The following is a 15,806-nucleotide window of genomic DNA, read 5'->3' on the forward strand; positions in this document are numbered from 1 at the left end:
CACTGGCTTATCGGTCGGCGCCTCGACACTCGGTGGTCATATCCAATAACAAGACGAGGTTGTACTTATGCCAGTCGGCAATCACCTGCCTCACGGCGAAACCGCTCAGGGCGGCCCGCTTAAACGCGAACTCGGCGAACGGCATATTCGCTTGATGGCGCTCGGTGCCTGTATCGGCGTCGGCCTGTTCCTGGGTTCGGCCAAGGCCATCGAAATGGCCGGACCGGCCATCATGCTCTCCTACATCATTGGCGGTCTGGCGATCCTGGTCATCATGCGCGCCCTCGGCGAGATGGCTGTACATAACCCGGTCGCCGGCTCGTTCAGCCGTTACGCTCAAGACTATCTCGGCCCGTTGGCAGGTTTTCTGACCGGCTGGAACTACTGGTTCCTGTGGCTGGTGACCTGCGTCGCGGAAATCACTGCGGTGGCGGTGTACATGGGCGTCTGGTTCCCCGACGTGCCGCGCTGGATCTGGGCGCTGGCGGCCTTGATCAGCATGGGTTCGATCAACCTGATCGCGGTGAAGGCCTTCGGTGAGTTCGAGTTCTGGTTCGCCCTGATCAAGATCGTCACCATCATTGCGATGGTGGTCGGCGGCATTGGCGTGATCGCATTCGGTTTCGGCAACGACGGCGTCGCCCTGGGAATCTCCAATCTCTGGGCCCACGGCGGCTTCATGCCCAACGGTGTGCAAGGCGTGTTGATGTCCTTGCAAATGGTGATGTTCGCCTACCTGGGCGTCGAGATGATTGGCCTGACCGCCGGTGAAGCCAAGAACCCGCAGAAGACCATTCCCGATGCGATCGGCTCGGTGTTCTGGCGGATTCTGCTGTTCTACGTCGGCGCCTTGTTCGTGATCCTGTCGATCTACCCGTGGAACGAAATCGGCACCCAGGGCAGCCCGTTTGTGATGACCTTCGAGCGCCTGGGCATCAAGACCGCCGCCGGCATCATTAACTTCGTGGTGATCACTGCGGCGCTGTCGTCCTGCAACGGCGGCATCTTCAGCACCGGGCGCATGCTCTACAGCCTGGCGCAGAACGGCCAGGCCCCGGCCGGTTTCGCCAAGACCTCGAGCAATGGCGTGCCGCGTCGCGCCTTGCTGCTGTCGATCGGTGCTTTGCTGCTGGGCGTATTGCTTAACTATCTGGTGCCAGAGAAAGTCTTCGTCTGGGTCACCGCGATTGCCACCTTCGGCGCGATCTGGACCTGGGCGATGATCCTGCTGGCCCAGCTCAAGTTCCGCCAAGGCCTGAGCGCCAGCGAACGTGCCGGCCTGAAATACCGCATGTGGCTGTACCCGGTCAGTTCTTATCTGGCGCTGGCGTTTCTGGTGCTGGTGGTCGGCCTGATGGCGTACTTCCCGGATACTCGCGTGGCGCTGTATGTCGGGCCTGCTTTCCTGATGCTGCTGACGGTGTTGTTCTACCTGTTCAAGCTGCAACCGACCAATGTGTCGCAAGGTGCGGTGCGTTCGGCTTCTTGAGTCTGTAACGCCAGAAATACAAATGCCCCGGTTTGGATGACCGGGGCTTTTGCGTTTTGGAAGATCAAAAGATCGCAGCCTTCGGCAGCTCCTACATTGGGATGGTGTACACCCTGTAGGAGCTGTCGAGTGCAACGAGGCTGCGATCTTTTGATCTTAAGCCGCCGACACCACAATCGAGCGATTCAACCGCTTGTTGAAATCCAGCCAGGCCCCCAGCAGCATCATCAGCCCGACCCCCAACATTGCGCTGAATACCTGCATCGTCAGGGCATTCGCGCCCAAGGCGTTGAGCATGTCCGCCAACGGCGCCAGCAGCACGCCGAAACAAAACACTTCCAGCGAATAACGGCCCATGCGACAGCTTTGCCGCGCGAGCCAGTGTTGCGTCCAGCCGTTGTCGGGCAACAACCTGGCGGTGACGTAGGCGAGGGCGAGGAAATGTAGCAGGCGTACCGGCGAGAGGTTGGTCTTGCTGATCGGATAAAGCCATTCGGCGAGTGTCTGGGGCATGAAGGCTTCATGCATGGCCGGCCATTTCCATGACACCGCAATCAGCCCGGTGACCATCAGATAGGTTAGCGCGGCGATAAAAACCGGCTGCCGGGTCAGCGGTCGAGGTTGCGGCGCCCCAGGCCTTTGCCCGTGAATCGCCGCCGCGCCGCCGAGAATAAACAGCAGTTGCCAGGCCATCGGGTTGAAAAACCACACGCCACCGTCGGTGCCCGCCAGGTTCCACTGAAGCCATGGCGCCAGCAAATACACCACCACCGACAATCCCACCACGTATCCAGGCTTGCGCAGCAGCATTGGCAGCACCAGCGGCAGTCCGAGCAGCAACAAAATATACAGCGGTAGCGGGTCCGTCAGGTTCGGTTTGAAGCGCAGCAACAGCTCATCCATCAATGCCTGTTGCGGATTGTTGAGAAAGTACTGCAAGCCCATTTCCTGCACCAGGTCACGGGTTTCCACGTGGCTGTTGGCAAAAAAAACGATACCCATCAGCAGCGCCAGCAAAAAGATATGCACCACATAAAGCAGCCAGGCGCGTCGCAGGATTTTTACCGTGGCGATCAGGAAACCGTCGCGCCGGGCGATTTTGCCGTAGGCCAGCACGGCCGCGTACCCGGCCAGGAACACAAAAATTTCTGCCGCATCGCTGAACCCGAAATTACGCACCGTGAACTGCGCGAACGGGTTCTGTGGCACGTGATCCCAAAAGATGAAGATCAAGGCCAAGCCGCGAAAAAAGTCGATTCGGTGGTCGCGTTCAAACGTCATGATGGCGGGCTCTTGAACCGGTTGAGTAGGGGCGAGCGGCGCGCAGGGTGGCGTGATTCGTCGGCAATTGCAAAAGGCTGGATATTACCGAATGTCTCAGGGGTCTATAGCGAACGGATCGCGACGGCGTGTCCGTCGGTCTGCCGGGCCGTTCGCGCCCAGAACGCCCCCTGATGGCGGTCTGTCCAACATCTACACTTCGTTTTTCAGGAGTGTGAAACGTGAAAGTTTCGCTGATTGTCCCGGTATTCAATGAAGAGCAGGCGATCAATCTGTTCTACCAGGCGGTGCGTCGCGAATTGAAACTTGACCCCTGTGAAGTCGAGATCGTGTTCATCAATGACGGCAGTACCGACCGGACGGCTGAGCAGGCCAAGGCGCTGGCACAGGTCGATGATCTGGTATTGCTGATCAACTTTTCCCGCAACTTCGGCAAGGAACCGGCGTTGTTTGCCGGCCTGGAATACGCCACCGGCGATGCGGTGATTCCCATGGACGTGGACCTGCAGGATCCGATCAGCGTCATCCCGCAGTTGATTGCCGAGTGGCAGAAGGGCGCTGATGTGGTGCTCGCCAAACGCCGTAATCGTGACAGTGACAGTTATCTGAAACGTCACAGCGCATCGCTTTTCTATCATTTGCTGAACAGGATTTCGTACACCCGGATCGAAGAAAACGTCGGGGATTTCCGGCTCATGGACCGCAAGGTGGTCAATGTGATTCGTGCGCTTCCCGAGCACCAGTTGTTCATGAAGGGCGTTCTTTCCTGGGCCGGATTCACCACGGCAGTGGTGGAATATGAGCGGGCCCGGCGAGTGGCGGGACGCAGCAAGTTCAATGGCTGGAAACTGTGGAACCTGGCGCTGGAAGGCATTACCTCGTTCAGCACGGTGCCGTTGCGATTGTGGACTTATATCGGTGGCGGCATTTCGATCTTCGCGGTGCTGTACGCGGTGTACATGGTGCTGGACAAGATTTTCTTCGGTAACAATGTCCCCGGTTATCCCTCGCTGATGACGGCCATTCTGTTTCTCGGCGGCGTCCAATTGATCGGTATCGGCATCCTCGGTGAGTACGTCGGCCGCATCTACATCGAAGCCAAGCATCGGCCGCGTTATGTGGTCAAAGACGTCATTGGCGGCAAAGACCGGACCGGGCTTTAGCATGGGCCGGCTGAGCGACTTTTTCAGCAAAGAGCTCGGGCGTCGTCGGGTCTGGCTGTTTTTTTTGATCGCGACGCTGGTGTATGTCATTGCGCTGATCCTCGCGGACTATCCCTACATCGATGACAACTGGCGTTCGCTGTCGGCCGGTACGGCTTGGGCCGGGCAGGGACGGTTGTTCACCGAGCTGTTCTATAACCTGCTGACGTTCAGCGATGGCGCACCGAACATCTTTCCATTGCCGCTGTTGATCGCCACGCTGGCCATGGCTTTTGCGTTGACCAGCCTGACGTTCCATTACTACCCACGGCCGACGCTATCTTGCTGCCTGGTACTGTTGCCGCTCTGGTACAACCCGTTTTTTTTGCAAAACCTGTCGTATCAATACGACGGGCCTGCCATCGCCATGGGCCTGGTGGCAGTGATTTATGCGATCACTTTTCGTCACCCCTCGCGCATTTTGCAATGGCTGGTGCCGGCCTTCCTGATTGCGCTGGCGCTGGGGCTCTATCAGGTGAGCCTGAATGTGTTTCTGGGTCTGTGTTGCCTGGAACTGCTCAGGGGTGCGAATGACAAATGGGCCTGGCGGCAATGGTACGAATTGATCGGCTGGAAACTCGCCCAGGCAGGGCTCGGCGGGTTGATCTACAGCGTCACGGCTTACCCCTACATGAATCAGGATCGCGCCTTGTTGCTCAACTGGGCAGCAGCGCCCTTGCTGCAACTTGAAATCAACATCGGCCGGGTGCTGGAAAAAGTCGCGCTGCTGTTTCACGGTGGATTTACCTGGGTGTTCGCCGTGCTGCTGTTGTGTGCTCTGGCGGGCAGCGTACGGTTGGCCGGCAACGTGATGGAACGCCAGGAGTCGGGGCTGAGAAAAATCGTGATGGGCCTGGTGTGTGTGCTAACCGTGCCGGTCGTGACGTTACTGGTGTCGGGGGTTGCGCTGTTTTTCCGCGACTTCAATGAAGGCGCCAGAACCTTGATGGGGTTCGCGGTGTTGCTGGTGCTGTTGTTCTATTTGAGCCATCTGGCGCTGGCGCCCATCCATGAGCGGCTGCCGCTGCTGTTGGCAGTGCCGCTGTTGGCCATGCTTTCGTTGTCTTATGCCTATGGCCGCGTGCTGACGGTGCAGAACACTTTTGCGTCCAGCGCGTTGTTTTCCCTGGCGCATGACATTGCGGCCCATCGGCAACTGCACCAGGCCAAGCGCATTTACCTGGCGGTAAATTATTCCGATCACTGGTTGGTGGGGGCCGCGGGGTCGTTCAAGCAGATGCCGGTCTTGCAATATCTGCTGAACATCAACTTCTTCATGCTGGCCGAAAACCTGCCGAAGGCGGGCATCACCAATGTGGTCGCCGAGAGGGAGCGGCGCAACGCAACCCTGGTCGGTTATCAGGGTTATCCACCGCTGGTGGAGAGCAAGTTCTATCGCATCTATCTGCTGGGCGATTACGGTTTCATCGTCATGAAAGAGCCGACCCCGATCACCACGCTGCAGTGGTGAGCCTGATGATTACCTCGATCCCTCCCGAACGTTTTCCAGCCCGGATGGCCGACAGGGCAGGTCTGGTGGCGGTGATCGTCCTCGCGTTGTTCGCAAGGTTTCATTCCATCACCGTGCCGGTCATCTGGTACGACGAGGCCTACAGCATCCTGCTGGCTGAAGGCTCGCCTGCGTACATCTGGGCTACGACGGCACGGGATGTTCATCCGCCGCTTTACTATGTCTTGCTGCATTTCTGGATGGTGCTGTTCGGCAATGGCGTGTTGGCTGCGCGATCCCTGAGTGCATTGGCGGATGTCGGCACGCTGTTGCTGTGCATCAAATTGATGAGTCTGGTGACGACGCGAAAGGCCACCTGGATTGCCGCCGTGTTGTTGGCGTTGCTGCCGATGTCGGTGCGTTATAGCCAGGAAGTGCGCATGTACACCTTGCTCGGCTTCTGGCTGATGGGCGCGACCGTGGCGCTGGTGTGCTGGCTCAAGGCACCGGCTCAAAAACGTTATCCGGTTTTTTACGTGCTGCTGATGTCGGCTGCTTTCTACACGCACTACTTCGCCGCACTGTGCGTTCTGGTGCATTGGCTTTGTTGGTGGCGAGCGCGAGAGAACGGTCGGCCCAAGGCAATAACGTTTCGTGCGTGGGTCATGGTCAACAGCGCAATCGTCGTGTTGTACCTGCCGTGGATTCCTCATTTCATCGATCAGTTATTGCGAATGGACGGGCTTGAGTGGATTCCGCCGCTCACTTGGCAAACAGCGCTGACCTTCGTTTGGCAACTGGTGATGATGGGCGATTCGGCCAGTTATTCAACCTTATGGCGTGTGTTGTCCTCGGCGTTGATCGTTGTTTGCGCCGCGGCGGTGCTACTCAAGTCACGCCAGCCGCGACCTTTCAATGTCTTGCTGGTGAGTTATTTTTTTGTGCCTGTGTTGAGCGTGTTTCTGGTGTCGCTGATCGTGCCGGTCTTCAACGCCAGGTACCTGGTGTTCGCGGCTGCCGCGTTGCCCCTGATCGTTGCGCTCGCCCTGGACGCACTGAGCCAACGCCATGCCATTCTGGCCGCTGTCGCCATGGCGTTGGTGTTATTGGCAGAAGTACACGGGCTTTCGGCGGTCTACGCACAAACCGATGAAATGAACGGGACAAGCATTCGCAAAGACGCAAAACTCGACGCCGTGGTCGCAGGGCTTGGCCGCGAAGTCCGTCCGGGTGACGAAATCGTTGTGGATAACCTCTATTGGTACTTGCCGTTCACGTACTACAACCCCACAGGCATTCAGCCGAAGTTATACGTCTTCAAACCACCGACAGGCCGCTTGTGGGGAAGCGCCGAATACGGTGGCTGGGCACTCATTCCTCGTCATTTGCGTTCCATTCTCTTCGACGATTTTTCCACCTTGCAACTGACAGCCAAGCGGATCTGGTGGGTAACGGGTTACGCTCGTCCTGAACACGACGCCCTGTTCCCCAGGCACTGGAAGCAGGTGCAGGTGCTAAAGGAAGGGGACAGCGAAGCCCGTTTGTTTATTCGGGGGCAAGCGTCAACGCCCCTTGAGGTTGACGTCACAACGCATCCATCAACACAACAATACAATCCTTCGCCTGGTAATGATTAATCTGCGGCACCAGACCTTACGGCGGGTCACTTGGAAAAGGGCGTAGCGGCTCAGGAGGGACAAGCCCAAATGGTTTCCTTGGGGGCGGACTCAGTAATGGTAGGCAGTGGCATGCAGGCTTTTGTGGCGAGGGGGCTTGCCCCCGTTGGACTGCGCAGCAGTCCCAAACGACTCACTGCATACGTCCTGACAGATCTCCTTTGCAGGTTTTACGACTCCTTCGCAGCCGAACGGGGGCAAGCCCCCTCGCCACAGAGATCTCCTGCGGACAACAGAGATTTCCAGCTTACGGGCGATGGCAATATTGGAGCAACCGGGTAGGAGCGTGTTTAGGCTGGCCAGGATTGCCGCACCGGTAACTCAACCCGAAACGTGGTGCCCACCCCGACTTCGCTACGTACCGAAATATCGCCCTGGTGTTTTTTCACGATGCCATAGGACAGGGACAACCCCAGTCCGGTCCCCTGGCCCACCGGTTTGGTGGTGTAGAAGGGGTCGAATATTTTCTGCAGGTTGTCCGGTTCAATGCCTGATCCTGTGTCCGCGATCTCGATCGACACCTTTTCACCTTCAAGGCCCGTGCGTAGCGTGATGGTGCCCCGTTCCGGTCCTATCGCCTGAGACGCGTTGACGATCAGGTTCATGATGACCTGATTGATTTGCGAGGGCAGGCATTCGATGTCGGGCAGTTGTTGAAACTCCTTCACCACATCGGCCTTGTACTTGAGTTCATTGGCCACGATGTTCAAGGTCGACTCGATGCCTTGTTGCAGATTGGTCCACTGCCACTCCTGATTGGAGTCGACGCGGGAGAAGTCCTTCAGGTCTTTGACGATCTGCCCGACGCGGCCGATGCCTTCCTTGGATTCCTTGATCAGCAGCGGAATGTCTTCGCGCAGAAAGTCCAGTTCCACCCGTTCACGCAACTTGCCGAGTTGCTCGATGACCTCGCTTGAGGCAATGGCGCTTTCCGCCTCCCGATAGGCATCGAGCATGTCCTGCAGTTGTTTGAAGTAGCCATCGAGGGCGCCGAGGTTGGAGGAAATGAAGCCGATGGGATTATTGATTTCGTGGGCGACGCCCGCCGCCAGTTGCCCCAGCGAAGCGAGTTTTTCCGACTGCACCAATTGCGATTCAAGCTGTTTACGCTCGTCGATTTCCCGCTGCAACGCCTCGCTGGCTTGCTTGAACTGGGCCGTGCGCTGATCCACCAGATGCTCCAGATGGCTCATCTGAACAGACGCCCGCTCGGTCATTTCCCATTTGGTGAGCAGGGTGTTGGCCATCTGCTGGACTTCAATGTTGTCGAACGGTTTTTTCAGAATCAGCAGGCGGTCATGGGCGTGCAAGCGTTCCAGCAGTTCGTCCCAGGAATAGTCGGAATAGGCGGTACACACCACCACTTGCAGCAACGGATCTTTTTCCCACAGGTGTTCGATGGTCTGCGCGCCGTCCCAACCCTCGGGCATGCGCATGTCGACGAAGGCCAGCGCATAGGGACGGTTTTCCTGTAATGCCTGGAGGAGTTTGCCCAGCCCCTCCTGACCGCCATAGGCCGAATCCAGCTCGAACAGCAGGTTGGCGGGTTTCACTTCGCTGCCGAACAGCGCGGCTTCCATTTCGTCCAGCTCTGCATGCTGCGCTGATGTCGGGGTGAGGATCTTGCGAAAATCTTCATGGATGGATGGGGTGTCGTCGATCAGCAGAATGCGTCGGTTTGAAAGATCGCTCATGCTTCCTCCATGACGGGTTTCAACGGGATCTGCAAAGTGAACAGGGCACCTTTGCCCGGTCCGTCGCTGTGGGCGGTGAGATGGCCGTTCATCTCGATGGCGGCCAGGGCACAGCTGTGCAGGCCGAAGCCGTGACCTTCCTTGCGGGTGGTAAAGCCATGGGCAAAGATCCGCGTCATGTTCTCCGGCTTGATGCCTTCGCCGTCATCCTTGACGCTGATTTGCAGGATCGTGTCCTCGACGACCTTCACCCCAAGAGTCATTTGCCGCGGGCGGTTGCTGAGGTCGGTCATGGCGTATTTGGCGTTGCTGATCAGGTTGATCAGGATCAGCAACAACCGGTGTTTGTCGCCCATTACTTGCGGTACGTCGCCGTACTCCTTGACCACCGTGACGTGATGCCGGGTCAGGGCGCCGGCGTTCATCCGCAGGGCGTCTTCCAGCAGTTCGCTGATGTGCAACGGCTCCATCAGGCTGTTGGCACCTGCGTAGGATTGCTGGGTGGCGACGATGTCCTTGATGTGATCGACGCTTTTGCTCAGTTGCCCGAGTTCATCGGCCATGCCTTGTTGTTCAAGGGCAATGGCATCCACCAGTTGATTCAGGTAACCGGGCAGCAGTTTTCCTTTCTCGTCCTGGGTCAGGAAGGCGCCCAGATCATCCTGATGGGCATTGATCAGCTGCATCGCCTTGCCCAGTCCCTGGGTCTTGCTGTTACGCAGCTTGCGGGTGACCAGGTCGGTGGAGATGTTCACGCTGTTGAGCACGTTGCCGACGTTGTGCAGCACGTTAGTGGCGATTTCAGCCATGCCGGCCTGGCGAGCGGTGTCGAGCAGTTCGCTCTGGGTATCCTTGAGTTCGCGGGTGCGCTCCTCGACCCGTTGTTCGAGGACGTCGTTGGCAGTTTGCAGCTCCTTGTTGACCCGATTGATCTCCCCGAAGCTGCGCATCAAGCGAATGGCCAGATACACCAGCACCATCACCAGCAGCGTCGAAAATACCAGCATGTAGAGGTGGTAGCGCCGGTTGGCTGCATCGGTTTGCTGCTGGTCCTTGTTCAGCAGCGCCGTCATGTCGTCCAGCCGTGCGGCCACGGGAACGGCTTCGATGTTTTCCAGCAGCCGGTTGACCACGGGTTGTTCCCGCAGGATCAGCGCGATGTGATTGCTCAAGACATCGATCGGGCTATGAAACTGCTCCGGTAATCGTTCCTTGTTCACCCGCAGTTTGTTCAACCCGACCAGGATATCGGCCGCTTTGTCGTCGGAGGTGACCTGGGCGAATTCCAGGCTGCTGAGGAGCAAGTCGTAGGTGTCGGTGGCGATGTTCTGTAGTTGCAGTTTGTCTTCGTCGAGCAGTTGGGTCAGCGGTTGCTGGATGTCGTCTTCGGCGGTGGGCAAAAACGCCAGTGAGTTACGCAGCACCGCGTTGTGCGATTTGAACTGCTCCACCAGTCGGGTTTTTTCCTTGATGGCGGTGTGATAGGCCTCACGGCTGGCGCGCCAGGTGGGCGAGTCGTTGCGCCCATGGCCGGACTCCATCGTCTCGAACCGCTGCCACAGGTGTGTCATCTCGGTCAGCGGTGCAACCAATGGGTCGTAGTTGTGACTGATGGCAATCCTGGACTTGAGGATCTCGGTTTCCCATTGCGCGTTGAACTGTTTGATCCGGCCAATCAGGTCCCGGGACTCAGCGTATGTCGAGGTCTGGTCGGAGCTTGATTTGAGGTACAGAAACAGCAGTGTCGAGGCCAGCAACACAGCCACGCCACTGAGCAGTAAAAGGTTGCGACGGTGGTACGTTTTCATAAGGATTTGCCTCCCCACTCACCGGTCAGGGTCTTGAGGAATTTGATGATCAAGGTCTTGTCCTTGTCAGAGGGCACGCGACCAAGCTGGAACTTGAACATCACGTCCACCGCTTCTTCGAGGGTCTTGGCCGAGCCGTCGTGAAAGTACGGTGCGGTGACGGCGACGTTACGCAGGCTCGGAACCTTGAACACGTTGCGGTCTTCTTCAGCCTTGGTGACCAGATAGCGGCCCAGATCGGCTTCGGTGGGATTGCCTCGAACCTCGAAGTAATCGCCCATGACGCCGAATTTCTGGAACATGTTGCCGCCGATGTTCACCCCTTGATGGCAGGCAATGCAGCCGTACTCCTGAAAGCGTTGGTAGCCGTATTTCTCCTCGATGGTGAGAATCTCGGTGTTGCCCATCAGGTATTGGTCGAAACGCGAGTTGGCGCTGAGTAGCGTGCGCTCGTAAGTGGCCAGCGCATTTTGCACATTGTTCATGGTCACGCCGTCCGGGTAGGCCTTGGCGAATGCGCTTTTGTAAGTCGGGTCGGCGGCCAGCGTCTTGACGACATGCTCCCAATGACTGCCCATTTCATTGGGGCTTTGCACCACTTCATGGACCTGGTGTTCCAGGGTGTCGGCGCGGCCATTCCAGAATTGCCGGAAATTCAGGCTGGCGTTGAACACACTGGGGGTATTGATCGCCAGAGGCACGCCGTTGAAGCCGATGGAAAATGCCTTGTCGTCGGCGCCGCCGATTTCCAGACGATGGCAACTGGCGCAGGACAAGCTGTTATTGACTGACAGACGCGGCTCATTGAACAACTGGCGACCGAGCTCCACTTGTAAAGGATTTTGCGGGGGGACAGGGGGCAGGGGTTTGAGCGGGCCGTTCAATAGTTCGCCATTGGCTATCAGACAAAAACCGGTCAAAGCCATCAGGAGCAGGTAGTAGAAGGAGCGCGACATCTTGTTATTCCTTGGCAAAGGGTGTCGTTGCACATCGATCATTTGGCTGCGTCGGGCTGCATGGACATCAGGTAGTGCACGAAGGCCTCCGGCTCCACGGCTTTGCTGAAGTAATAACCCTGGCCTTCCTCGCAATGGTGCGCCTTGAGAAAATTCAATTGCTCGAGGGTTTCCACCCCTTCGGCAATGACGCTCAGTTTGAGGCTCTTGCCCAGGCTGATGATGGCGCTGACCAGGGCCGCATCGTTGCTGTCACGGCTCAGGCCACGAATGAATGACTGGTCGATTTTCAACACATCGATGGGAAACCGTTGCAGGTAACTCAGGCTCGAATAGCCGGTGCCGAAGTCATCGATAGCCAGCCGTACGCCCAATACCTTGAGCCGATTCAGCGCGACCATCGTGGCATCGACGTTCTGCATCAATACGCCTTCGGTAATCTCCAGCTCCAGCAAGGTGGGGTCCATACCGGTTTGCTTGAGTACCTGTTCGATCCCTTTGACAAAGTCCCGCTGACGAAAATCGATGGCCGACACGTTTACCGACATGCAGAGTTTCGGCAGACCTTTGACCTGCCAGGCGCGGGCTTGGCGACAGGCCTGGGCGAGCACCCATTTGCTCAAGGGGACGATCAAGCCGCTGTCCTCGGCCACACCGATGAAATCTGTCGGGTAAACCCAGCCTTGCCCCGGTTTTTGCCAACGGATCAATGCCTCGGCGCCGACCACCTTGCCGCTGTCCAGATCAAGTTTTGGCTGGTAGTGCAGGACAAATTCGTTGCGTTCCAGCGCCAGGCGAATACCCGATTCGATGCTCTGCTGTTCCCGGGCGCGCTGGTTCATCTCATCGATGAAAAAACTGAAATCGTTCGGGCCGCTGTCCTTGACGCTGCGCATGGCGGTTTCGGCTTTTTTTATCAGCGCGATGGCATCGAAACCGTCCTCCGGGTAGATGCTGATGCCCAGGCTGGCCGTCACGCTCAGGTCGTGGCCGGCAATGTGTTGAGGCGCGCGTATGGCGGTCAAGAGCTTTTCAGCGATGCCCTTGGTCTGTTGGGGGTGGTGGATGTCAGCCAGGATGACCACGAACTCATCGGAGCCGTAACGAAACACCGAGTCGGATGCGCGCACGCACGCCACCAGATTTTGCCCGACACGTTTGAGCATCTCGTCACCGGTCGGATGACCCAAGGCATTGTTGATGCGCTTGAAGCGATCAAGCCCCAGAAACATTACCGCCAGTTGTTTGTCATGGCGACGTGACAGGGCCAGTGACTGGTTCAGCCGATCACCCAGCAAGGTGCTGTTGGGCAATTCGGTCAATACGTCGTACTGCAATAGGTGCGACACCTTGAGCAACTCATGGACCCGGGCCTCGATGGTTTGCTCCAGTGTGTGCACTTTCATGGCCGCGTCCTGTGCCAGCTGCCATTTCCAGGTCAGGGCGCTGGCCATCTGGCGGATTTCCAGGCTGTCGAAGGGTTTTTTCAACACCAGCAACTGGTCGCCGAATTCCAGTCGTTCGGCCATGGCTTCCCAGGTGTAATCGGAGAACGCCGTGCACAGTGCGATTTGCAGGTGAGGGTCGGCCTTCCAGAGCCGTTCGATGGTTTCCAGGCCATCCCAGCCCGGGGGCATGCGCATGTCGGTGAACGCCATGGCATAAGGCCGACCTTGTGCCTGGGCGCATTTGACCAGTTCGAGGGCTTCTTCGCCCTGGTAGGCGGAGTCGAGCTGAAATACCAGCCGTTCCGACTGCGGGGTGCCGAACAGCGCGGCTTCAGTGCCGGCGAGTGTTTTTTCATCGTCGGTATCGGGGCCGAGAATCTTGCGAAAATCCTGATGGATCGAAGGTGTGTCGTCGATGATCAGGATGCGCCGGTTGGCCTGGACGAACGGAGTTTTCATTCCTTGTCCTCCGTGGCACGCGGCGGATCATCCGGCGTCGTTGCAGTTGCGTGGTTGGCGCGCAGGATGCTCCCGGCCTTGAGCAACTCGGCGGCTTGCTGGCTGCTGACCGCTTGGCTGAAGTAGTGACCCTGGGCATTCATGGGTGAGCCGGTGGCCATCAGCGAACTGCGTTGCTCCTGGGTTTCTACGCCCTCGGCGATAATGCCGATCCCTACATCGCGGGCGAAGTTGATGATGGCGCGCAACGTCGTCGCGCTGGCGGGGTCGCGTGCGGCCATGTCGATGAAACTCTGGGCGAGCTTCAGGTGATTGACCTGATAAGTCTTGAGGTAATCGAAGGAGGAGTATTCGGTGCCGAAATCATCGATGGCGATTTTCACCCCCAACTCACGCAGGCGCGGCAGTACATCGTTGTGCGTCCACTTGGTCTGGGCCAGGGTGGCTTCGGTGACGTCGAAGCGCAGGTCCCACGGACACAGTTCCCAGCGCGCGGTGGTGCGCAATACGTCATAGATCAGTTCAGGACCACTTTTGAGCTGAGCCAGGGACAGTTTTATCGCCACCACCGGTGGCGCCATGCCTTCGTCACGCCACTGACGCATTTGCCGACAGGCGCCCTCCAGCACCCAGTGACCGAGGGCGATGATGGTGCCGGTCTTTTCCGCCGCGGGCAAAAACGCCTGGGCATCCAGCAAACCGCGCAAGGGGTGGTTCCAGCTGACTTGTGCTTCCATGCCGAGGATCTTGCCGCTGCTCAGGTCCACTTCGGGCCAGTAGCGCAGTTCGAGTTCGTCGTGTTCGATGGCCGCTTTCAAGTCGTTGGCGATGGTCATGCGCTCGACCACTTCCTGATTGATTTCCTCGGAATGGAAGTGGTACTGGTTGCGGCCTTTTTCCTTGGAGCGATACAGCGCCATGTCGGCCTGGGTCAACAGGCTGTCGGCACTCAGGCTGACCGGCGCATAGCTGCTGATGCCGATGCTGACCGAAACCCGCACATCGTTGCCGACCAGGGAGTAGGGCAGCACCAGTGCATCGCGGACCTTGGAGGCCAGGGCCGCTGACTGGGTCGGATCGCCGACGTCCAGTTGCAGTATCGCGAACTCGTCGCCACCCAGTCGGGCGACCACATCGTTTTCGCGCACGCAGTTCTTTATGCGCCCGGCGACTTCTTGCAACAGCAGGTCCCCCACTGGATGGCCCAGGGTGTCGTTGATCCGTTTGAAGTGATCCAGGTCCAGGTAAAACATGGCGAACGGTGTGGCCCCGCGCCGGGCGGCGGCGAATGCCTGGTGCAACCGCTCGATCAGCGTCGCGCGGTTGGCCAGCCCGGTCAGCCCGTCGGTGCGGGCCAGCAGGGCGATTTTTTCCTCGGCCAGTTTGCGTTCTGTGATGTCGATGATGATGCCTTCGACTTCCAGCAAGCGGCCTTCATCATCGCGCACCGGGATATAGCGGTTTTCGACCCAGCGCCAGTCTCCGTCACCGGTGCGCATCCGAAACTCGATGGAAGCCCCCGACGCATGACGGTCCAGTACCCTGGCCATCGCTGTATCGACTTTTGCCTGATCGTCAGGATGGATCAGCTCCTGCGCCCAGTTGGATGAAGCCACCAGGGCCGCTGCGATGTGCCCGTATTTGGTGATGTTGTGGGAGATGTACATCAACGGGAACGACGGTTCGCCCCGCAGCCGATACAGAATGGTCGGGCTGTTCTGCACGATGATGTTGGCGTCGGACAATTCCCGGGTACGCTCTTCGACCGCGTGCTCCAGCAAGGACATCTTCAGCGCCGCGTCTTCGGTCATTTGCCACTTGGCGGTCAATGCGCTGGCCATCTGACGGATCTCGATGGCATCGAAGGGTTTTTTCAGGATAAGCAGGCGATCGCCCAGTTCCAGACGTTCGGCGATGTCTTCCCAGGAATAGTCGGAATACGCGGTGCAGAGCGCGACCTGCAGCTTGGGATCGACTTGCCACAAGCGTTCGATGGTTTCCAGACCGTCCCAGCCTGGCGGCATGCGCATGTCGATAAAGGCCATCGCATAGGGCGAGTCATTCGCCAGTGCGCTCTCGACCTTGTCCAGCGCTTCGCGGCCTTGAAACGCGGAGTCGATGACAAAGCTTTGCTGCGATACCGACGTCGAGGTCCCGAACAGGGCGTTTTCGGCGCTGATCAGGCTGTCGTCTTCGATCGAAGGCGGGCTGAGAATCTTGGTGAAATCCTCATGGATGGACGCGGTGTCATCGACGATGAGAATCCGACGATTAATGCGCGCAAGCAGCGTGTTCACTGACATGCGCCTGTACCGACAGCAGGTTGGTGCGATGAGCTCATAG

At 58.2% G+C, this 15,806-nt stretch carries 10 protein-coding genes; 4 read left to right on the forward strand and 6 right to left on the reverse strand.

The window, feature by feature from the left end:
- The first annotated feature begins 67 nt into the window (after positions 1 to 67).
- Positions 68 to 1,489, forward strand: coding sequence for an amino acid permease (locus FHW68_RS23085; protein ID WP_183683262.1), 1,422 nt, complete (start codon positions 68 to 70; stop codon positions 1,487 to 1,489).
- 156 nt (positions 1,490 to 1,645) lie between these two features.
- Here the strand turns inward: FHW68_RS23085 and FHW68_RS23090 are convergent, their stop codons facing one another.
- Positions 1,646 to 2,770, reverse strand: a complete 1,125-nt coding sequence (locus FHW68_RS23090) for an OpgC family protein (protein WP_183683264.1) — start codon at positions 2,768 to 2,770, stop codon at positions 1,646 to 1,648.
- Positions 2,771 to 2,991: 221 nt separating this feature from the next.
- Here FHW68_RS23090 and FHW68_RS23095 point away from each other — a divergent pair, with 221 nt between their 5' ends.
- Genes FHW68_RS23095 through FHW68_RS23105 form a run of 3 tightly spaced genes read left to right on the forward strand, consistent with a single transcriptional unit; the run spans position 2,992 to position 7,059 of the window.
- Positions 2,992 to 3,933 (forward strand): glycosyltransferase family 2 protein, encoded by a 942-nt coding sequence (locus FHW68_RS23095; RefSeq protein ID WP_095631368.1) that lies wholly within the window; start codon positions 2,992 to 2,994, stop codon positions 3,931 to 3,933.
- 1 nt (position 3,934) lies between these two features.
- Complete coding sequence (locus tag FHW68_RS23100; RefSeq protein WP_183683266.1) at positions 3,935 to 5,443, forward strand: glucosyltransferase domain-containing protein; 1,509 nt, start codon at positions 3,935 to 3,937, stop codon at positions 5,441 to 5,443.
- A gap of 5 nt (positions 5,444 to 5,448) precedes the next feature.
- Positions 5,449 to 7,059 (forward strand): glycosyltransferase family 39 protein, encoded by a 1,611-nt coding sequence (locus FHW68_RS23105; RefSeq protein WP_183683268.1) that lies wholly within the window; start codon positions 5,449 to 5,451, stop codon positions 7,057 to 7,059.
- 329 nt (positions 7,060 to 7,388) lie between these two features.
- Here the strand turns inward: FHW68_RS23105 and FHW68_RS23110 are convergent, their stop codons facing one another.
- Genes FHW68_RS23110 through FHW68_RS23130 form a run of 5 tightly spaced genes read right to left on the reverse strand, consistent with a single transcriptional unit; the run spans position 7,389 to position 15,766 of the window.
- Complete coding sequence (locus FHW68_RS23110) at positions 7,389 to 8,792, reverse strand: ATP-binding protein (RefSeq protein ID WP_183683270.1); 1,404 nt, start codon at positions 8,790 to 8,792, stop codon at positions 7,389 to 7,391.
- Positions 8,789 to 10,600 (reverse strand): DAHL domain-containing protein, encoded by a 1,812-nt coding sequence (locus tag FHW68_RS23115; RefSeq protein WP_183683272.1) that lies wholly within the window; start codon positions 10,598 to 10,600, stop codon positions 8,789 to 8,791. Before FHW68_RS23115 ends, FHW68_RS23110 begins: the two co-directional genes overlap by 4 nt.
- Positions 10,597 to 11,556, reverse strand: a complete 960-nt coding sequence (locus FHW68_RS23120; RefSeq protein WP_183683274.1) for a cytochrome-c peroxidase — start codon at positions 11,554 to 11,556, stop codon at positions 10,597 to 10,599. Before FHW68_RS23120 ends, FHW68_RS23115 begins: the two co-directional genes overlap by 4 nt.
- A 38-nt stretch (positions 11,557 to 11,594) precedes the next feature.
- Complete coding sequence (locus tag FHW68_RS23125; protein ID WP_183683276.1) at positions 11,595 to 13,463, reverse strand: EAL domain-containing protein; 1,869 nt, start codon at positions 13,461 to 13,463, stop codon at positions 11,595 to 11,597.
- Positions 13,460 to 15,766 carry an EAL domain-containing protein gene (locus FHW68_RS23130; RefSeq protein ID WP_183683278.1) on the reverse strand — a complete coding sequence of 769 codons (2,307 nt, stop codon included), beginning with the start codon at positions 15,764 to 15,766 and terminating at the stop codon, positions 13,460 to 13,462. Before FHW68_RS23130 ends, FHW68_RS23125 begins: the two co-directional genes overlap by 4 nt.
- Positions 15,767 to 15,806 lie beyond the last annotated feature (40 nt).

The organism is Pseudomonas sp. Tn43, from assembly GCF_014192635.1.
In the GTDB taxonomy this organism is placed as follows: domain Bacteria; phylum Pseudomonadota; class Gammaproteobacteria; order Pseudomonadales; family Pseudomonadaceae; genus Aquipseudomonas.